Below are 19,604 nucleotides of genomic sequence, written 5' to 3'. Positions count from 1 at the left end.
TTCACGACGGAGGCCGAAAAATGGATCTTTCTCTTGCTGATTTTCATCCGGCAGCGGACGGTGAAACGCCGGACACGCAGGCACTGCAACGCGCGATCGATCAGATTGCTGAAGCGGGCGGCGGTCGGCTGACGTTGCCACCGGTGCGTTATCGCAGTGGCAGCCTGAATCTGCCTTCCAATTTTGAGCTGCATCTGGCCGCCGGGGCGGTGCTGATTGCCAGCCGGCACCTGGCAGATTATCAGCAATGGAAGACGCTGAGCAGTGCTGAGAAATCGCATAACGTCCTGCTGTATGCGTTGGGGCAGCGCAATCTGACGATCAGTGGCAAAGGCCGTATAGAAGGCGACGCCGAAGCCTGGTTTGCGGTAGAGGCCGACGAACAGGGCTATCGCATGCCCAGGGCAGACAGACCGCGCATGATCGTCTTTGAGGACTGCGAGCAGGTGACACTCAAGGACTTTACCCTGTTTCAGGCCCCCATGTGGACGGTGCACCTTGTCAGCTGCCGCCATGTACACATTGACCATCTGACCATTGATAACGCCATGACGCTGCCCAACACGGACGCGCTGGATATCGACAGCTGCGAGGCCGTGTTGATTAGCAACAGCTACTTCAGCGCCGCTGACGATGCGATTTGCATTAAAACAACCTTGAAGCCTGGCAGTCTGCGCCGTCCGGCCCGGCGCATCGCGATCAGCAACTGCCTGCTGCGCAGCGACAGCTGCGCGATTAAAATCGGCACGGAAACCTGGGATGACGTCGAAGATATTACCGTGACCGGCTGCAGCATATTTGATTCCAACCGCGGCATTGGCATCGTCTCGCGGGACGGCGGTGCGATACGGCGCGTCCTGTTCAGTCACATCACCTTTCACTGTCACCATGTTGCCGCCTGCCACTGGGGCAAAGCCGATCCCCTGTTTATTTCTGTGCGCACGCGCGATCCGCAGGTGCCACCGGGGATCGTTGAACAGGTTCAGTTCAGCCATCTCAGCGGTGTGGCAGAAGGAGCGATCAACCTGCATGCGGCGCAGCCGGGTTGGATCCGCGACATCGTCATCAGCCAGCTACAGCTGCGTCAGACAGTCGCGCAGGGCGTACAGGGTCAGTTCGATGTTCGCCCGCCCTGTAATCCGGACTCACCGACCGGGATGGGGCTGGACAACGCGTACCGGGTGGATGTGGCCACGGGCGAGGCGTACGGCGTGGAGCGCTATCCGGGCGGGCTGCCGGGCCTGTTCGCGCGTGGCGTTGAACATTTGCACCTGCACCATCTGGCGATTCAGCGGCCTGAGCCACTGCCGCCAGGCTGGCATCCGGACAGCGTGGTGCTGCTGGCGGAGTAACTTACAGCGCCGCTGCGATAGCGTCGCCCAGTTGCTGTGTATTGGCGCTGCCGCCCAGGTCGCGGGTTAAGTGCTCGCCTGCGGCCAGCGTGCGTTCGATGGCATCCAGCACGGCATCTCCTGCCGCCTTGTAGCCCAGATGCTCCAGCATCATCGCACCACACCAAATCTGACCAATCGGGTTCGCGATGTTTTTACCGGCGATATCGGGCGCGGAACCGTGTACCGGTTCAAACAGGCTGGGGAAGTTGCCTTCCGGGTTAATATTGGCGGACGGCGCGATGCCGATGGTGCCGGTACAGGCAGGGCCCAGATCTGACAAAATATCGCCGAACAGATTGCTGGCCACCACGACATCAAACCAGTCGGGATGCAGAACAAAATTCGCGGTAAGAATATCAATATGGTACTTGTCGACCTTAACGTCAGGATAATGCGCCTGCATTGCCTGAACGCGGTTGTCCCAGTAAGGCATGGTGATGGCGATGCCGTTTGATTTGGTGGCAGAGGTCAGGTGTTTTTTAGGCCGACGCTGCGCCAGGTCAAAGGCAAACTTCAGGATGCGGTCAACGCCCACCCGGGTCATCACGGTTTCCTGAATGACCACTTCTCGTTCTGTGCCGGGGAACATCGTGCCGCCAACGCTGGAGTACTCACCTTCCGTGTTTTCGCGCACGACGTAAAAGTCGATATCACCGGGATGCCGGTTGGCTAACGGCGCTTTCACGCCGGGCATCAGGCGGACCGGACGCAGGTTAACGTACTGATCGAACTCACGACGGAACTGCAATAACGACCCCCACAGAGAAACGTGATCCGGCACGATATCGGGCCAGCCGACCGCGCCAAAATAGATCGCATCAAAGGTTTTCAGCTCAGCAAACCAGTCATCAGGCAGCATTTTGCCATGCTGCTGCCAGTATTCCGCGCTGGCATAATCGAACCACGTCCACTGCAGCGGAATATTAAATTTCTCTGCTGCGGCATTCATCACGCGAATACCTTCTGGCACTACTTCCTTACCAATGCCGTCGCCGGGAATCACGGCGATACGATGAATTTTCTCTGTCACAGGGTACCTCTGAGGTTGATGTTGTAGGGGCCCGTCAGTGGGTGAAGGCTGTCGATATGCAGCTTGATTAATGATCAGGCATCGGCGCAGTATAACTCTCCACCTGAGGTAAATAATTAGCCTGGAAGTTAATCCCATGTTGAATCAAAGTAGAGAATCACGCACCTCCAGTGATGACTTAGTGTTCTTTCTGCGCGTCGCTTCTCTGGACAGCTTAACGGCGGCGGCGCGCGAGCTGGGATTATCGCTGGCGGCCGTCAGCAAACGATTAAGCCAGCTGGAGCAGCGGCTGGGCGTACAGTTACTGCGCCGCACCACGCGCAGGCTGGAACTGACGCCGGAAGGGCGGCGCTATCTGGACGGTGCCCGTCCGCTGCTGGAGCAACTGGCGGCACTGGAAGAGGCGGTCAGTGGTGAAACGACGCAGTTACGCGGCACGCTGAACATCAACGCCTCCTTCGGCTTTGGCCGTCGCCATATTGCCCCCTGCGTGTCAGCTTTTGCCGCCCGCCATCCTCATCTGGCCCTCTCCCTGCAGCTCAGCAGCCAGCCGCTGAATTTTCTTGATGCGCATGTGGATATTGATATTCGCGTAGGCGAGCCGCCGGATTCGCGGCTGATCGCCCGTAAGCTGGTCCAGAATCCGCGTGTGCTGTGCTGCTCGCCAGGCTATGCGGCGAAGCACGGCCTGCCAGACAGTATCCGTGCGCTGGCGCAACATAACTGCATTTTACTCAGGCAACATGACAGCGACTTCGCTCTGTGGCGCTTAGTTAGCGGCGCTGAGAACCTGAGCCAGAAGGTGCGCGGTAATCTGGTGACCAACGACGGGGAAGTGGCGATGCGCATGGCGCTGGATGGTCATGGTATTTTGCTGCGCTCATGGTGGGACGCAAAACACAGCATTGCGGCGGGGGAATTGCTGCATGTTCTGCCTGCCTGGCATGCGCCCGATGGCGATATTTTTGCCGTCTGGCAGGCGCAGCGGCAGCCGCCAGCACGCATCTCGGCGTTTGTGACTTTTCTGCAGGAAAATTTGCAGATGGATGCATCGTTAACGAATCTGTGAGGTTTTGAAAAATCGCCCTCAGTTATGCATTACCCGCCATAAAGTATTTACGGAACGCGTCGATACCAATCTTATGTGTCTGCGCCCGTTGCGCAGACCAACTCTGGGCACGCCTCAGGTGCAACCTCTGGTGGATGCGTACCTATGAATACAGATTTAACCCGCGTCGGGGAGGGGGGTTCCCCTCAGCGTATTGCGAAGCAGGCCGACAGGCTGATTGTTATGCTGTGCTGGGCCCTGGTAGTGATTTCCGCTATCGTCGGCAGTCTGTATCAGTCAACGTGGCTGGCCATAACCGTGGGTACCGCGCTGGCGCTGGTCGCCACGCTGGTGGGATGGCTGGCAAACGGAACGCTGTTTTCCCGACTCTGGCTGGCCTTCACGCTGATTGGGTTTGCGGGGCTGCTGATTCAGTTGGGCCGGGGCGAAACCGAGTTTCACTTTTCGGTTTTTGTTTTACTGTCGGTCTTGCTGGTTTACCGCGACAGCCGACCGCTTCTGATTGCAGCCGCGACAGGCGCGGTGCATCACCTGGTATTTAACTATCTGCAGGAGCACGATCGGTTTGGCATCGTGGCCTTTCACCATCCTGGTCTGGAGATGGTGCTGTTTCATTCACTGTTTGTGGTGGCGCAAACCGCGATGCTGGTGCTTATTGCCCGGCAGATGGCTGCGGATTTGCGCGCCTCCAGCGAAGTGGCGCAACTGGCTGCCCGCATTAACCGCGAGCCTGGTTGCCTGACGCTGTTTGCGGACAGTCAGCAGAGCGAAACGCCCTTTGCCCGCACCTTTAGTCAGACGCTGGGGACGATGCGCGGTACGTTAAATCAGGTCAGCCACGGCGTTGCGGAACTGCTGCAGGAATCAGACAGCATGCTGTCTCGTAATGCCGCGCTGTCACAGCGCACTGACGAGCAGGCGCAGGCGCTGGATGTTGCGACCAGTGCAATGTCACAAATCAGCGCGGCGGCGAGTCTGGCGCGGGACAAAGCGCAAACGGCCTGCGATCTGGCCCGGGAAACCCGCCAGGTCGCCAGTAAAGGCCAGGAGAATATTCAGCAGGCCATGCACTCAATGGCCCAGATTAATGTCGAGTCGGGGCGGGTAAAAACCATTCTTGAACTGATTGACGGCATTGCCTTCCAGACCAACATCCTGTCGCTGAACGCCTCGGTGGAAGCCGCACGAGCCGGTCAGGAAGGACGCGGATTCGCAGTCGTTGCCAGTGAGGTGCGTACCCTGGCGTTACGCTGTGAGAATGCGGCACGGGAAATCCGGCAACTGATGGATGCCTCCAGCTCCAGCGCCGGTCAGGGCACCGTTCAGGTTGACCAGGCCGCGCAAACCATGCAGGCCATTCACGTGAGTATCGACAGCCTGTCACAGCTGGTGAGTGAACTCTCTGAGATGAGCGTCCAGCAGAATCAGAGCATTGCGCAGATTCAGCAAAGTATTAGCAGTATCGATCACAGCGTGCAGCATAACGTCAAACATGTGACCGAAACGCTTCAGGTTGCGCAGCAGCAACGGCAGCAGGCAGGCGCGTTGCAGCAGGCGATTTCGCTGTTTCGTTTTAGCTGATCAAAGACAGGGGAACCATCCCGGGATGAGGTTCACAAGGGCAGGGGTTACGTTGGCTGGCCAAGTGGGCAGCCGCCGGCCTGCGGGTCCGTCAGGATGACGTCGTGATCCGCAGGACGACAGCGGCCCCTGGCCGTTAGCTGTCCACGCCTTTCACTAACAGTACACGGTAGTTGGCGCCTTTCAGGCGATGCTGTTTCGCCGCCTGATATTCCGGACTGTCATACCAGGCATGCGCCGCCTCAGTCGTCGGGAACTCAATAATCACAACGCCTTCGGCTTCAGGCCCTTCCAGCGTTTCCAGTTCGCCATAGAACGCCAGCGGTTTGATGGGATGGTCACCCCGTGCTTTGCCCGCTTTTTCCGCGTAGGCAGCCATTTCATCCTGATTCAGGGTGTTATCACGAATAAATACGACATATGCACTCACTGTCTTTCTCCTCAGGCCTGCTTGTCTTGGGTTTGGGTATCAAAGTCCGATGCATCATGGCGTTCACGCAGCTGGTCGGCGGGATCGCCCATCACGCGGTTAACTTTGCGACCACGCATCACAGCCGGACGTTGGGCGATCTCTTTGGCCCAGCGCACCACATTTTTATAGGACTGAAGATCCAGGAATTCGGCCGCGTTGTACTGGTTGTACAGCACCATGCTGCCGTACCACGGCCAGGTGGCGATATCAGCTATGGTGTAGTCATCACCGGCCAGATAGCGGTTATTGGCCAGCTGACGATCCAGAACGTCAAACTGACGTTTGGCTTCCAGTGAGAAGCGGTTAATGGCGTACTCAATTTTCTCTGGCGCGTAGTGATAGAAGTGACCAAAACCGCCGCCCAGATAAGGGGCAGAGCCTTGCAGCCAGAACAGCCAGTTCAGCGTCTCGGTGCGCTTCGCAATGTCTTTTGGCAGAAAATAACCGTATTTCTCTGCCAGATAGAGCAGGATATTACCGGATTCAAACACCCGAATCGGCGGCGTGGCAGAGTGGTCACTCAGGGCCGGGATTTTGGAATTCGGGTTGATATCAACAAAGCCGCTGGTGAACTGGTCGCCTTCGCCAATGTTAATCAGCCAGGCATCGTACTCCGCATCATTTACGTTCAGCGCCAGCAGCTCCTCCAGCAGAATGGTGACTTTCTGGCCGTTTGGCGTACCAAGGGAGTAAAGCTGCAAAGGATGTTTACCGACCGGCAGGGCTTTTTCATGCGTTGGGCCTGCGGTTGGGCGATTTGTTTTGGCGCCGTTACCTTTGGCTTCCGGGTCCCACTTCCAGACTTTAGCGGGCTGATAGTGTTGTTCAGACATGATGAGGTTCGCCTTTTTGTGTTTGGAGTGTCACGAGTGTAGCAGTTGCCAGCACGCCGGTTTAACCCTGGTGGCGGTGACTTTGTATCGCTTTACTACAATGCTTAAGGCAATTGACCGTCAGCCCTGTGTCTGTTTTCTCTGCCTAAATCACATTGATGACGGCTGAGCATAGCTATGCTAAAACGGTTTAGTAAAATTCAGCTATAGCTGAGCAGGAGAGAACGATGACAGCGCGAGTCTGGTGTCTGGGTGACGCCGTGGTGGACCTGCTTCCGGACGGACCGGGGCATTTAATTCAGTGTGCAGGCGGCGCGCCCGCCAATGTGGCCGTCGGCATTGCCCGCTTGCAGGGCAAGAGCGGATTTATCGGCCGGGTCGGGGACGATCCCTTTGGCCATTTTATGCAGCAAACGCTGGCCAGTGAGCAGGTTGAGACGGCGTATATGACGCTGGACAGCGCGCATCGCACGTCAACGGTAGTGGTCGCGCTCGACCATGAGGGCGAACGCTCTTTTACCTTCATGGTCCGGCCCAGCGCAGACCTGTTTCTTGAACAAGGCGATCTGCCGCCGTTTCAGCCGGGCGAGTGGCTTCACTGCTGTTCCATTGCGCTGGCCGCCGAACCGTCCCGTTCCACGACCTTTACGGCGATGCAGCGGATAAGCGAAGCCGGGGGATATGTCAGCTTTGATCCCAACATTCGTCACGACCTGTGGCGCGATGACGCGCAGTTACGTGACTGTGTGAACCGCGCGCTGCAACGGGCAGATGTGGTCAAGCTGTCGGAGGAAGAGCTGGCCTTTCTGACCGAAGAGGCGCAGGGCGGTGACAGCCTGCAGATGCTGGCAGAACGCTATGCGATCAGTCTGCTGATGGTTACCCAGGGCAAAGCCGGCGTAAAAGTCTGGCACCAGGGCCAGCATTATCACTATCCCACGTTGCCCGTGGTGAGCGTGGACACCACCGGTGCCGGTGACGCTTTTGTCGCGGGGTTATTGTGGGGACTGGCAGAAAAAGGCCTGCCCACCAATGAAACGGAGCTGGCGGCATGCCTAACCAGCGCTCAGCAATGTGGCGCGCTGGCGACGACCGCCAAAGGTGCAATGACGGCGCTGCCCTATCGTCATCAGATCGCGGGCTAATGCCCACTGTCGCCGTGCGCAGGCCCGCCCGGCGGGCAGCAGAACCCATACGGGGCAGGTGACCGTTGGCGGAACGCCCAGATACGCGCGTTCCGTCACCCCGACGACCACAACGGATCACGCACCCGAACCTGCCCCCCTTCTCCTGCCGTATCATTTCACCGCGTTGCGCTGGCCTTATCAGGTTTCCGGCTGATTTGACTGACCTGTGACGGCTTCGACGTTGCCTGACCGCGCCCGCTTTGTCCTGCTTCGCCAGGCCCCCGACGCTACGTTATGCCCGAATGCGCTTTGCTGTGAGGCAGTTCACTCATTCGCCTTTCCCTGCTTTACAAGCGCTGACCTGGCTCGTAATGTCATTTTATGTGAGCGGATAACAATTTTACGCAGGAGAGTAACATGGCCCTGGAGAGAGATTCACTGGCTGCCGTACTGGCCCGGCGCGACTGGGAAAACCCTGGCATCAGCGAACGTAACCGGCTGGAAGCCCATCCCCCTTTTTGCAGCTGGCGCAGTGCAGAAGCAGCGCGTGAGAAGCATCAGTCAGCGCATGTTAAATGTCTGAATGGCGAGTGGCAATTTGCTTATTTCACCGCGCCCGAGGCCGTACCGGAGAGCTGGCGGACGCAGGATCTGGCCGAAGCCGCGCCGATAGCCGTGCCGTCGGTATGGCAGATGCAGGGTTATGATGTTCCCATCTATACCAATGTCACCTATCCCATCCCGGTAAATCCCCCCTTCGTTCCCGCTGAAAACCCCACAGGATGTTATTCGCTCACATTTAATGTGGATGCCGGGTGGCTGGTGTCAGGACAAACCCGAGTGGTATTCGACGGTGTGAATTCAGCATTTAATGTGTGGTGCAACGGCCGCTGGGTTGGCTATGGTCAGGACAGTCGTCTGCCCTCGGAGTATGATCTGACGGAGTACCTGGTCAGGGGTGAAAACCGTCTTGCCGTCATGGTGTTACGCTGGAGCGATGGCAGCTACCTGGAAGATCAGGACATGTGGCGCATGAGCGGCATTTTCCGCGATGTCACCCTGCTGCACAAACCGGCCACCCATATCCGCGATCTGCGTATCCGCACGCATTTCAATGACGATTTCAGCCGTGCCCGGCTGGACGCCGAGGTGCGCGTCGCCGGCATGCTGGATGACGACTCACAGGTGAGCATACAGCTCTTTGCAGGCACTGAATTGGTGGGGGACGCGACATCGCCACTGGGCAGTGCGATCGTTGACGAGCGCGGCGCCTGGAACGATCGGACAACGCTGTCCCTCCGCGTGAACAATCCTGCGCTCTGGAGCGCGGAAACGCCGCATCTCTATCGGGCGGTGGTGCAGTTGCACCGGGCGGACGGCACGCTGATTGAAGCGGAAGCCTGCGATGTGGGATTCCGTCACGTCAGTATTGAGAACGGCCTGTTGTTACTCAATGGCCAGCCACTGCTTATCCGCGGCACCAACCGTCATGAGCACCATCCTGTCCACGGCCAGGTGATGGATCGCGATACGATGGTGCAGGACATTCTGCTGATGAAGCAGAATAACTTTAATGCCGTGCGCTGCTCCCATTATCCCAATCATCCTCTGTGGTACAGCCTGTGTGATTATTACGGGCTGTATGTGGTGGATGAAGCCAATATCGAAACCCACGGCATGGTGCCGATGAATCGCCTGAGTGACGATCCGGCCTGGCTGCCCGCGATGAGCCAGCGCGTTACGCGCATGGTGCAGCGTGACCGCAATCACCCCTGCATTATTATCTGGTCTCTGGGCAATGAATCAGGCCATGGGGCCAACCATGATGCGCTCTATCGCTGGCTGAAAAGCGAAGATCCGTCTCGTCCGGTGCAGTATGAGGGCGGCGGCGCCAACACGGCGGCCACTGACATTATTTGCCCGATGTATGCGCGCGTCGATCAGGACCAGCCGTTCCCGGCGGTGCCAAAATGGTCGATTAAGAAATGGCTGTCGATGCCGGGCGAGCAGCGGCCGCTGATTCTGTGTGAATACGCCCATGCGATGGGCAACAGCCTGGGCGGCTATGCGAAGTACTGGCAGGCCTTCCGTCAGTATCCCCGCCTGCAGGGCGGTTTTGTCTGGGACTGGGTCGATCAGTCTTTAATTCGGTACGGTGAGAACGGCGAAGCCTGGTCCGCTTATGGCGGTGACTTTGGCGATACGCCCAACGACCGTCAGTTCTGCATGAACGGGCTGGTTTTTGCCGACCGGACGCCGCATCCGTCGCTGTATGAAGCGCGCCACGCACAGCAGTTCTTCCAGTTTAGCCTGCTGCCCGGCAGTGAGCGCACGCTGGAGGTCACCAGCGAATACCTGTTCCGCCATAGTGACAATGAAATTCTGCACTGGTCCGTGGCCCAGGACGGTAATCTGCTGGCGACAGGTGAGGTCACGCTCGACATCGCACCGCAGGGCCGTCAGCGCATCACCCTGCCCGCCATGCCACTGCCAGAATCCGCAGGGCAACTGTGGTTAACGGTGCGCGTAGAGCAGCCGCAACCTACCGCCTGGTCCGAAGCCGGACACATCAGTGCCTGGCAGCAGTGGCCGCTGGAGACGATTCTTGATATCGCGCCTGCGTCTGTGGCCGCCAGCGCCCCCGCGCTTGAGCGCAGCGAAGACCGCTTTAGCGTGATGGTGAATAATCAGCGCTGGGCGTTCAGTCGGGAGCAGGGCATCCTGACGCAGTACTGGATTGATGAAAAAGCACAGTTACTGTCGCCGCTGACGGACCAGTTCACCCGCGCGCCACTGGATAACGATATCGGTGTCAGCGAGGCCACCCGTATCGATCCCAACGCCTGGGTTGAGCGCTGGAAAGCGGCGGGGCATTACCAGGCGGACGTTATCACCCTGCAGTGCAGCGCGGAAACGCTCACCGATGCCGTACTGATTACCACCGCGCATGCCTGGCAGTTCCAGGGCAAGACCCTGTTTGTCAGCCGCAAAACATACCGTATCGATGGCTTTGGTGAGATGCAGGTGACGGTCAATGTTGAGGTCGCCCGCGATACGCCGTATCCGGCCCGCATCGGGATGTGTTGCCAGTTAGCGGAGGTGGCTGATCGGGTGAACTGGTTAGGTCTGGGTCCCCATGAAAACTACCCGGATCGCCTGACCGCGGCCTGTTTTGATCGCTGGGATTTATCGCTGGACGACATGTACACGCCGTATGTCTTCCCCACCGAGAACGGCCTGCGCTGTGGCACGCGTGAACTGCGGTACGGTGTCCATCAGTGGCGCGGTGATTTTCAGTTCAACATCAGCCGCTACAGCCAGAAACAGCTGATGGATACCAGCCACCGTCACCTTTTGCAGCCTGAAGCAGGCACCTGGCTCAACATTGATGGCTTCCATATGGGCGTCGGCGGCGATGACTCCTGGAGTCCGTCGGTGTCCCCTGAATTCCTGCTTAGTGCCGGACGTTATGGCTACCAGTTTACCTGGGGGCAACAAAAGTAACTTAGCGGGCAGGCTCCGGCCTGCCTGACTCTCGCATAAGGAAGTCCGCTATGTACTATTTAAAAAATACTAACTTTTGGTTGTTTGGCCTTTTCTTCTTCTTTTACTTTTTCATCATGGGTGCCTATTTCCCGTTCTTCCCCATCTGGCTGCATGATATTAATCACATCAGCAAAGGGGACACCGGCATTATCTTCGCCAGTATTTCGTTGTTTTCGTTACTGTTCCAGCCGCTGTTTGGGCTGCTTTCCGACAAACTCGGGCTGCGCAAACACCTGTTATGGGTGATCACCGGCATGCTGGTGATGTTCGCCCCTTTCTTTATTTATGTATTTGGCCCGCTCCTGCAGGTGAATATTCTGGCGGGTTCGGTTGTGGGCGGTATTTATCTGGGCTTTATCTACAATGCGGGGGCACCTGCAATTGAAGCTTATATTGAGAAAGTCAGTCGCCGCAGCCATTTTGAATTTGGCCGGGCCCGTATGTTTGGCTGCGTTGGCTGGGCACTGTGCGCCTCTATCGTCGGCATCATGTTCACCATTAATAACCAGTTTGTTTTCTGGTTAGGCTCTGGCTGTGCCGTGATCCTGGCGCTGCTGCTGTTCTTTTCACGCACCAGCAATTCCTCATCTGCCACGGTGGCGCAGGCCGTGGGGGCGAACCAGTCCGCATTCAGTCTGAAGCTGGCACTGGAGCTGTTTAAGCAACCCAAACTGTGGTTTTTGTCGCTATATGTTGTGGGCGTTTCCTGTACGTACGATGTATTTGATCAGCAGTTCGCCAACTTCTTTACCTCGTTTTTTACGTCGGGTGAGCAGGGCACGCGCGTCTTTGGTTACGTCACCACGCTGGGCGAATTGCTGAACGCCTGCATCATGTTTTTTGCGCCGCTCATCGTTAACCGTATCGGCGGCAAAAATGCCTTGTTGCTGGCGGGCATGATCATGTCTGTGCGCATTATGGGCTCCTCTTTTGCCACCACGGCGGTGGAGGTGGTGATCCTGAAAACATTACATATGTTTGAGATCCCTTTCCTGATCGTCGGCTGTTTTAAATACATCACCAGCCAGTTTGAGGTGCGCTTCTCCGCCACGATTTATCTGGTGTGCTTCTGCTTCTTTAAGCAGTTAGCGATGATTTTTATGTCGGTACTGGCGGGCAATATGTACGAAAGCATTGGCTTCCAGGGCGCGTATCTGGTGCCGGGCTGTATTGCACTGGCCTTCACGCTGCTTTCCGTCTTCACGCTCAGCGGGCCAGGGCCGCTGACAGCGTTACGTCGGCAGCCTGTCTGACGCACAATTATCCCCTTAACACTGGGCAGGAGACTGCCCATTGCTTTCTCCGCGCTCCCCGCTTTTTGCCGCTTCCTTTCCCACCACATCGTGTCGTTTTGCGAACTGACTCACAATCATAAAAACGGTTTAGCAAATTGCTTTGCCTGGAAATCCGGCGATCAATATTATCCAAAACCTAAACCGGTTTAGCAAAATGACAACACCACGACCTGAACCTTTCTGGAATGGCAAAACGATGAGAAAAAAGAGACTTGCTGCAACCGTTGGATTGTTGCTCTGCGCAGGCCCGGCTCTGGCTGCGGAACCGAGCATGAACAGTATCGAAGCCCGGCTGGCCGCGCTGGAAAAGCGCCTGCAGGCGGCTGAGCAGCGTGCTGACGCCGCCGAACGTCGCGCAAACGCCGCAGAAAAACAGGCCCAGCAGCTTGCCAGCGCACAACAGCAAACCCAGGCCACTGCCACCCAGGTGGAACAGCGCACGGCGAAACTGGAACAGAAGGCGAGTGATGACGGGGGCTTTGAATTTCACGGCTATGCGCGTTCTGGCTTATTAATGAACAGCTCGGCGGCCAAAACGCAGGGCGGCCCGACCGTGACGCCGGCAGGGGAAACCGGTGGGCATGTCGGGCGCTTAGGCAACGAACCGGATACCTATGTCGAACTGAATCTGGAACATAAGCAAACGCTGGAAAACGGGGCGACCACCCGCTTTAAAGCCATGCTGGCCGACGGTCAGCGGACCTATAACGACTGGACGGCCGCCAGTAGCGATCTCAACCTGCGGCAGGCGTTTGTGGAACTCGGTCAACTGCCCACCTTTACGGGCGCGTTCAAAGACACCACCGTCTGGGCGGGGAAACGCTTTGACCGCGACAATTTCGATATTCACTGGATCGACTCCGACGTCGTGTTCCTCGCCGGGACCGGTGCCGGTATTTACGACATGAAGTGGAGCGATCAGGCTCACAGCAACCTGTCGCTCTACGGGCGCACCTTTGGTGATATCGAAAACAACGATAACACCGCACAGAACTACATTCTGACAGCCAACAACTATTACGGCCCGTTCCAGCTGATGCTCAGCGGTATGCGCGCCAAAGACAATGACGATCGGCTGGACGTGAATGGCCTGAAAGTGAAAGGCGATGCTGCGAATACCGGTCTGCATGCCCTGGTGGGGCTGCACAACGACAGTTTTTATGGTCTGCGTGAAGGAACGGCGAAAACCGCGCTCTTGTATGGTCACGGCTTAGGTGCAGAGGTCAAAGCCATTGGGTCCGACGGCGCATTGCTGCCGGATGCGGATACCTGGCGTCTGGCCAGCTACGGGATCACCCCACTGGGCGGCGGCTGGCATATCGCTCCGGCGGTGCTGGCGCAGAGCAGTAAAGATCGTTACGTCAAAGGCGACAGCTATCAGTGGGCGACCGCCAACATGCGCCTGATTCAGGGGCTGACGGAGAATTTCGAAATGCAGTACGAAGCCACCTATCAATATATGGATCTGCGTCCGGAAGGCTTCAATCAGCGTAGCGCAGTAAGTGGTAACTTCTACAAACTGACCGTTGCGCCTACGTTGAAAGCCAGCAACGTAGGGGAATTCCTGAAACGTCCGGAAATTCGCCTTTTCGCCACCTGGATGGACTGGGATCACCGACTGGACAACTATGCGCGCGGCGATGCGTTTGGCAGCAGCGGCTTTGAAGCCGGCGGTGAATGGAACTTCGGCGTACAAATGGAAACCTGGTTCTGACCGGGCGGCCCTGTAGGGCCGTTTCAACCGGGTTGACAACATTACACGACAACACAGAGGTTTTTTATGGATTTTGTACAAATCTCCCGCGCATTACTGCTGCTGCTGGGAGGCAAAGAAAATATTGCCAGCGCAGCCCACTGCGCAACCCGGCTCCGGCTGGTGCTGGTCGAGGATGCCAAAGCGGATACCGCCGCGATCGGTAAAATCGACGGTGTGAAGGGCTGTTTCCGCAACGCGGGTCAGCTGCAGGTCATTTTTGGGACTGGCGTGGTCAACAAAGTCTATGCGGCGTTTGTGGCGGAAGCGGGCATCAGCGAGTCCAGTAAATCGGAAGCGGCCGACATTGCGGCCCGTAAGCTCAATCCCTTCCAGCGTATCGCCCGATTGCTGTCGAATATTTTTGTCCCGATTATTCCGGCGATCGTTGCCTCCGGCCTGCTGATGGGCCTGCTGGGCATGGTCAAAACCTATGGCTGGGTTAACCCGGAAAACGCCCTGTATATCATGCTGGATATGTGCAGTTCGGCGGCGTTTATCATTCTGCCGATTCTGATTGGCTTTACGGCGGCCCGTGAGTTTGGTGGTAACCCGTTCTTAGGCGCTACGCTGGGCGGTATTCTGACGCATCCTGCGCTGACTAATGCCTGGGGTGTGGCGGCCGGTTTCCATACTATGAACTTCTTTGGTATCGAAGTGGCGATGATTGGCTACCAGGGCACGGTCTTTCCGGTCCTGCTGGCCGTGTGGTTTATGAGTCTGCTGGAAAAACAGCTGCGCCGCATCATCCCGGATGCTCTCGATCTGATCCTGACGCCCTTCCTGACAGTGATCATCTCTGGCTTTGTGGCACTGCTCATCATTGGCCCGGCCGGGCGCGCGTTGGGGGATGGTATCTCCTTTGTGCTCAGCACCCTGATTGCCCATGCAGGCTGGCTGGCCGGATTGCTGTTTGGCGGGCTGTATTCCGTTATCGTGATTACTGGTGTGCATCACAGTTTCCACGCGATTGAAGCCGGCCTGCTGGGTAACCCGTCTATCGGCGTCAATTTCCTGTTGCCGATTTGGGCGATGGCTAACGTGGCACAGGGCGGCGCATGTCTGGCCGTGTGGTTTAAAACGCAGGATGCCAAAATCAAGGCGATTACTTTGCCCTCTGCGTTTTCTGCCTTGCTGGGCATTACCGAAGCGGCCATCTTTGGTATTAACCTGCGCTTCATGAAGCCCTTCATCGCCGGCCTGATCGGGGGAGCCATCGGCGGTGCCTGGGTGGTGTCGATGAAAGTGTATATGACGGCGGTGGGCCTGACGGGCTTACCCGGTATGGCGATCGTTCAGGCCAGTTCGCTGCTGAATTATATTATTGGTATGGTTATCGCCTTTAGCGTCGCCTTTGTGATCGCCTTCCTGCTGAAATACAAAACGGACTCTGAATGATGGCTAACAACACTCTGCTGCCCGCCATGCTGAAGGCGGTAATGAAAGGCCAGCCTAAAGCACGCGAGGACAGCCACTATCCGGGCTGGCACCTGGCGCCGGTCACCGGGCTGCTTAACGATCCCAATGGGTTTATCCATTTCGACGGGCACTATCACCTGTTCTACCAGTGGAACCCCCTGGGCTGTGAGCATAAGCATAAATGCTGGGGCCACTGGCGCTCTGCGGATTTGCTGCACTGGTCGCATGAACCTGTCGCGTTGCTGCCAGACGAAGAGTACGACCGGAGCGGCTGCTATTCAGGCAGCGCGGTAGACGATAATGGCACCTTAACCCTGTGTTATACCGGCAACGTTAAGTTTGCCGACGGCTCCCGTACCGCCTGGCAGTGCCTGGCGGTGCAGAACCCTGACGGGGGATTCGATAAGCTGGGGCCGGTGCTTCCCCTGCCGGCGGGCTACACCGGCCATGTTCGTGATCCGAAAGTCTGGCGTCATGGCGCACACTGGTACATGGTGCTGGGCGCGCAGGACAAGCAGCTCAAGGGCAAAGTTCTGCTACTGCGCGGAAGCGATCTGCACCACTGGGAAAACCTCGGCGAAATTGCCGGTAGCGGTCTGGGTGGACTGGGCGAAGCCGGTTATATGTGGGAATGCCCGGACATGTTCACCCTGGGAGAATCGACGTTTTTGATCTGCTGTCCTCAGGGCATTGAACGGGAAGAGAAACGCTTTCTGAACAGCCATCCCTGCGCCTGTCTCAGCGGCACGCTGGATTATGAAAACGCCCGCTATACGCACGGGGGGTTCACTGAGCTGGATGCGGGGTTTGAATTCTATGCGCCGCAGACCACGCTGACCGAGGATGGCCGTCGGCTGCTGGTGGGCTGGATGGGCGTCCCGGACGGGGAGGATATGCATCAGCCTACCGTGAAATTCGGCTGGATTCATCAAATGACCTGTATCCGGGAACTGAGCGCGCGCGACGGTAAACTGTACCAGCAACCGGTGGCGGAACTGCAGGCGTTGCGCGGCGAGACGCAGCGCTATCACGGCAACGCCAGTCAGGCTCCGTTACTCGCTGCACAACGGCTTGAGCTGATGCTGGAATCAGGCGGCGGGATCACGCTGGATTTCGCCGGTTCACTGCTGCTGACCTGGCATGCGGATGCATTGTGCCTGGCGCGCCGCAGTCTGGAAACCGGCGAATGGCTGTACCGCCACTGGAACGGGCGGGCGCACAAACTGCATATTTTGTGTGACCACTCCAGCGTAGAGATTTTTATCAATGACGGAGAAGGCGTGATGAGTAGCCGTTACTTTCCCACGCATCCGGCGGAGTTACGCCTGCGCGGTAGCGCAGAAGTCACGGCCTGCTACTGGTCGTTACGATCCTGCATGGTAGAATAAGCCCTTGTTTCCTTAACCGAAGCACCGTCGTGAAAAAAACAAAGCGCGTTACCATCAGTGATATCGCTGCGCTGGCCGGGGTGTCAAAAGCCACGGCCAGCCTGGTGCTTAACGGGCGCGGTAAAGAACTGCGCGTGGCGCAGGAAACGCGTGAACGCGTCATGGCCCTTGCTCAGCAACATCACTATCAGCCCAGCATCCACGCGCGTCTGCTGCGTGAAAATCGCAGCCATACGTTGGGGCTGGTGGTGCCTGAAATCACCAACTATGGTTTCGCCGTGTTTTCTCACGCGCTGGAAAACCTGTGCCGTGAAGCGGGTCTGCAACTGCTGATCTCCTGCACCGATGAAAATGCCAGTCAGGAAACCCTGGTGGTCAACAATCTGGTCTCGCGTCAGGTGGATGGTTTGATCGTCGCCTCCAGTCAGCAGAGCGACAGCGACTTCCTGAAGCTGAGCGAGCAACTGCCGGTCGTGCTGTTTGACCGCCACGTAAATAACAGCAGTTTGCCGCTGGTGATAACGGATTCACTAACGCCAACTGCCGAGCTGGTAGAACGTCTGGCGCGCGCGCATCCTGATGAGGTTTATTTTCTGGGTGGGCAGCCGCGCCTGTCACCGACGAAAGATCGGCTGGCTGGCTTTATGCAGGGCCTGGCGCGGGCGGGCGTCACGCCGCGACCGGAATGGATCATCCAGGGCAACTACCACCCCAGCAGCGGCTATGAGATGTTTGCCGCGCTCTGTGCGCGGTTAGGCAGGCCGCCGAAAGCCGTGTTTACCGCCGCCTGTGGCTTACTGGAAGGGGTTCTGCGCTACATGAGCCAGCACCATTTGCTGGAGAGTGATATCCATATCGCCAGTTTCGACGATCACTATTTATATGACTCGCTGTCACTGCATATCGATACCGTAGAGCAGGATGTGCCGCGCCTGGCGCAGGAGTGCTTTTCGGTCATCACGCAAATGATTCAGGGGCAGGACCTGGCGGAGCGGCAGATCGTTTTGCCCGCCAGGCTGCGCTACCGCTCCTCGCTGGCGGGGTGATCCGGTTCAGCGGCAGGCCACAAGCGTGGTTCAGGTAACCGATCCCGTGCTGCTGCCACTCCGTTTCTCCATCAGGACCAGATTACGGACAGGGCTCACGAAACGGGGACGGCATCAGGCCGTGCTTCGCCATGTGGCCATCTGAACGTTTTTATTATGGCCGGTCGGGATTACTTACCACGCGATAACGTGCGGCTGTCGAGCCACTCAAAAAGCAGCATGCCTGCCAGCATCGCCAGGACAAAGACAATGCCTTTGAGCACGCCGCCGCCGAGCAGGACCAGCGCCGGGCCGGGGCAGATGCCCGCCAGTCCCCAGCCGATGCCAAACAGGGCCGCGCCGCTGATGAGCCGTTTATCCAGTGTGCGGTTGCCAGGCAGATAAAACGTTTCCTCAAAGACGGGCCGCTTGCGTCGGGAAGCCAGCCAGAACGTTACCAGCCCGGCGATAACCGCGCCGCCCATCACCAGCGCCAGAGAGGGATCCCAGGCGCGGGTAATGTCCAGAAAACCCAAAACCTTCGCCGGATTCGCCATGCCGCTGACGAGCAAACCCGTGCCAAACAACAGTCCACTAAGCAGAGAAAATAAAACGACCATCGTGCCTCCTGATGTTTACCCGTGACCCATCATGCCGACGGTCAGCATGGCGGTTAACATAAAGACCAGTGTCGCCACCAGTGAGCGCGGCGACAGTCGCGATAAACCACAGACGCCGTGACCGCTGGTACAGCCCGAGCCCAGGCGCGCGCCCAGGCCCACCAGTAAGCCGGCCAGCACCAGGCGTCCCCATGAGGCGTCAATGTCGATAGCGGGCAGCGCGCTGAATAACTGAAACACCAGCGGTGACGACACCAGGCCCGCAATGAACGCGAACCGCCACGGCTTGTCAGCCGACTGACGTTTCAGCAGGCCGCCCAGAATGCCGCTGATACCAGCGATGCGGCCACAAAATAGCACTAACAGACCCGCCGCCGCGCCAATCAGCAGGCCACCTGCCAGACTCTGAATCGGCGTAAAATGGTCCAGATCGATATGCATTACCGTTGACTCCTTGTGATCTGCCAATGCGTGCTTTAAACACGCCCTGTTCCAGCTAGCGTTCACCGTCGCTCTCAGGTGAACGACCGCGATTGCGCTTTACCTGCAACGCCATGCGCCTCAGCGCAAATAACGTGGTCGCGCTGCGGTGGCCGGGCAATATCTTCTTCTGACGACTGTCACAGGCTATTTTCACACAGCTGACGTACTGTGCTTACCGGCTTTTAAAGCAGGATGACGGCATCTGCCGTCTTTATCAATCGGCTTCGTGTGAGGCACATAAAAGTTCTGTGCACAGATCTGTTTTGCGCCAGGTGTACGGGGAGAGGGTACGGACAGAGGTGGATGTCCGGACAGGATAAAAGAGGCGTGATAAGGGAAAGGAACCGGTCAGGGATAACCGCCAGTAAAGATCAACCGGGCCATATTGCATTGGCGGAATCGTATTGCTGTGTGCGTCTTGGTGAACAAAAAGGGGCTAAGCCCTGACGAATCCCCACAAAAATGAGACAGACATAGCAAGATGTGATCTACTGATTCTTCCACAAATTCAATGGGATCACCGCTATGCCTGCCCGTAAAGTATGTCAGAATTTTTTTCAGGATGCTCT

At 57.5% G+C, this 19,604-nt stretch carries 16 protein-coding genes; 10 read left to right on the top strand and 6 right to left on the bottom strand.

Features of this window, described 5'->3' with window-relative positions; genetic code table 11:
- Positions 1–20 precede the first annotated feature (20 nt).
- The gene (locus F7Q90_RS14890; RefSeq protein WP_006121674.1) at positions 21–1,352 is read left to right on the top strand and encodes a glycoside hydrolase family 28 protein; all 1,332 of its coding nucleotides are present in this window, start codon (positions 21–23) and stop codon (positions 1,350–1,352) included.
- A gap of 1 nt (position 1,353) precedes the next feature.
- On the opposite strand, the gene F7Q90_RS14885 is transcribed toward F7Q90_RS14890, so the two are convergent.
- On the bottom strand, positions 1,354–2,424 hold the full coding sequence (locus F7Q90_RS14885) for a tartrate dehydrogenase (protein WP_006121673.1): 1,071 nt from the start codon (positions 2,422–2,424) through the stop codon (positions 1,354–1,356).
- Between the two features lie 136 nt (positions 2,425–2,560).
- Between F7Q90_RS14885 and F7Q90_RS14880 the strand changes: the two genes are divergently transcribed.
- Complete coding sequence (locus F7Q90_RS14880; protein ID WP_006121672.1) at positions 2,561–3,493, top strand: LysR family transcriptional regulator; 933 nt, start codon at positions 2,561–2,563, stop codon at positions 3,491–3,493.
- A gap of 144 nt (positions 3,494–3,637) precedes the next feature.
- Positions 3,638–5,074, top strand: a complete 1,437-nt coding sequence (locus F7Q90_RS14875; protein WP_006121670.1) for a methyl-accepting chemotaxis protein — start codon at positions 3,638–3,640, stop codon at positions 5,072–5,074.
- A gap of 136 nt (positions 5,075–5,210) precedes the next feature.
- On the opposite strand, the gene F7Q90_RS14870 is transcribed toward F7Q90_RS14875, so the two are convergent.
- Together F7Q90_RS14870 and yghU are read right to left on the bottom strand one after the other, a co-directional pair.
- Positions 5,211–5,504: a DUF1330 domain-containing protein gene (locus F7Q90_RS14870; protein ID WP_006121667.1), complete on the bottom strand. Its 294-nt coding sequence runs from the start codon at positions 5,502–5,504 to the stop codon at positions 5,211–5,213.
- 11 nt (positions 5,505–5,515) lie between these two features.
- Positions 5,516–6,379 (bottom strand): glutathione-dependent disulfide-bond oxidoreductase, encoded by an 864-nt coding sequence (yghU, locus tag F7Q90_RS14865; protein ID WP_006121666.1) that lies wholly within the window; start codon positions 6,377–6,379, stop codon positions 5,516–5,518.
- Between the two features lie 227 nt (positions 6,380–6,606).
- On the opposite strand from yghU, the gene F7Q90_RS14860 reads away from it, so the two are divergent.
- From F7Q90_RS14860 to F7Q90_RS14830, 7 genes are all read left to right on the top strand, one after another.
- Complete coding sequence (locus F7Q90_RS14860) at positions 6,607–7,524, top strand: aminoimidazole riboside kinase (RefSeq protein WP_006121665.1); 918 nt, start codon at positions 6,607–6,609, stop codon at positions 7,522–7,524.
- A gap of 399 nt (positions 7,525–7,923) precedes the next feature.
- Positions 7,924–11,010 carry a beta-galactosidase gene (locus tag F7Q90_RS14855; protein WP_006121663.1) on the top strand — a complete coding sequence of 1,029 codons (3,087 nt, stop codon included), beginning with the start codon at positions 7,924–7,926 and terminating at the stop codon, positions 11,008–11,010.
- A gap of 50 nt (positions 11,011–11,060) precedes the next feature.
- On the top strand, positions 11,061–12,305 hold the full coding sequence (locus F7Q90_RS14850; RefSeq protein ID WP_006121662.1) for an MFS transporter: 1,245 nt from the start codon (positions 11,061–11,063) through the stop codon (positions 12,303–12,305).
- A 238-nt stretch (positions 12,306–12,543) separates the two neighbouring features.
- The gene (locus tag F7Q90_RS14845; protein ID WP_006121661.1) at positions 12,544–14,061 is read left to right on the top strand and encodes a carbohydrate porin; all 1,518 of its coding nucleotides are present in this window, start codon (positions 12,544–12,546) and stop codon (positions 14,059–14,061) included.
- A gap of 66 nt (positions 14,062–14,127) precedes the next feature.
- On the top strand, positions 14,128–15,498 hold the full coding sequence (locus F7Q90_RS14840) for a sucrose-specific PTS transporter subunit IIBC (protein WP_006121660.1): 1,371 nt from the start codon (positions 14,128–14,130) through the stop codon (positions 15,496–15,498).
- Positions 15,498–16,907: a sucrose-6-phosphate hydrolase gene (locus F7Q90_RS14835; RefSeq protein ID WP_006121659.1), complete on the top strand. Its 1,410-nt coding sequence runs from the start codon at positions 15,498–15,500 to the stop codon at positions 16,905–16,907. Before F7Q90_RS14840 ends, F7Q90_RS14835 begins: the two co-directional genes overlap by 1 nt.
- 29 nt (positions 16,908–16,936) lie before the next feature.
- Entirely contained in the window at positions 16,937–17,953 is a 1,017-nt protein-coding gene (locus tag F7Q90_RS14830; RefSeq protein ID WP_006121657.1) for a substrate-binding domain-containing protein, read from the top strand.
- A gap of 170 nt (positions 17,954–18,123) precedes the next feature.
- Here the strand turns inward: F7Q90_RS14830 and F7Q90_RS14825 are convergent, their stop codons facing one another.
- From F7Q90_RS14825 to F7Q90_RS26895, 3 genes are all read right to left on the bottom strand, one after another.
- Positions 18,124–18,552 (bottom strand): DUF6691 family protein, encoded by a 429-nt coding sequence (locus F7Q90_RS14825; RefSeq protein ID WP_006121656.1) that lies wholly within the window; start codon positions 18,550–18,552, stop codon positions 18,124–18,126.
- A 15-nt stretch (positions 18,553–18,567) separates the two neighbouring features.
- Positions 18,568–18,993 (bottom strand): YeeE/YedE family protein, encoded by a 426-nt coding sequence (locus tag F7Q90_RS14820; protein ID WP_006121655.1) that lies wholly within the window; start codon positions 18,991–18,993, stop codon positions 18,568–18,570.
- A gap of 390 nt (positions 18,994–19,383) precedes the next feature.
- On the bottom strand, positions 19,384–19,604 hold a 221-nt coding region (locus F7Q90_RS26895; RefSeq protein ID WP_211369701.1), incomplete at its 5' end, for a hypothetical protein.

The organism is Pantoea stewartii subsp. stewartii (assembly GCF_008801695.1).
GTDB classification, from domain to species: Bacteria; Pseudomonadota; Gammaproteobacteria; order Enterobacterales; family Enterobacteriaceae; genus Pantoea; species Pantoea stewartii.
This window is presented reverse-complemented; position numbering and strand designations above follow the sequence as displayed.

Excerpts from the sequence above, each read along its gene's own strand:
- F7Q90_RS14890 (WP_006121674.1), top strand. The coding sequence starts at position 21 with ATGGATCTTTCTCTTGCTGATTTTCATCCGGCAGCGGACGGTGAAACG.
- F7Q90_RS14880 (WP_006121672.1), top strand. The coding sequence starts at position 2,561 with ATGTTGAATCAAAGTAGAGAATCACGCACCTCCAGTGATGACTTAGTG.
- F7Q90_RS14875 (WP_006121670.1), top strand. The coding sequence starts at position 3,638 with ATGAATACAGATTTAACCCGCGTCGGGGAGGGGGGTTCCCCTCAGCGT.
- yghU (WP_006121666.1), bottom strand. The coding sequence starts at position 6,379 with ATGTCTGAACAACACTATCAGCCCGCTAAAGTCTGGAAGTGGGACCCG.
- F7Q90_RS14860 (WP_006121665.1), top strand. The coding sequence starts at position 6,607 with ATGACAGCGCGAGTCTGGTGTCTGGGTGACGCCGTGGTGGACCTGCTT.
- F7Q90_RS14855 (WP_006121663.1), top strand. The coding sequence starts at position 7,924 with ATGGCCCTGGAGAGAGATTCACTGGCTGCCGTACTGGCCCGGCGCGAC.
- F7Q90_RS14850 (WP_006121662.1), top strand. The coding sequence starts at position 11,061 with ATGTACTATTTAAAAAATACTAACTTTTGGTTGTTTGGCCTTTTCTTC.
- F7Q90_RS14845 (WP_006121661.1), top strand. The coding sequence starts at position 12,544 with ATGAGAAAAAAGAGACTTGCTGCAACCGTTGGATTGTTGCTCTGCGCA.
- F7Q90_RS14840 (WP_006121660.1), top strand. The coding sequence starts at position 14,128 with ATGGATTTTGTACAAATCTCCCGCGCATTACTGCTGCTGCTGGGAGGC.
- F7Q90_RS14835 (WP_006121659.1), top strand. The coding sequence starts at position 15,498 with ATGGCTAACAACACTCTGCTGCCCGCCATGCTGAAGGCGGTAATGAAA.
- F7Q90_RS14825 (WP_006121656.1), bottom strand. The coding sequence starts at position 18,552 with ATGGTCGTTTTATTTTCTCTGCTTAGTGGACTGTTGTTTGGCACGGGT.
- F7Q90_RS14820 (WP_006121655.1), bottom strand. The coding sequence starts at position 18,993 with ATGCATATCGATCTGGACCATTTTACGCCGATTCAGAGTCTGGCAGGT.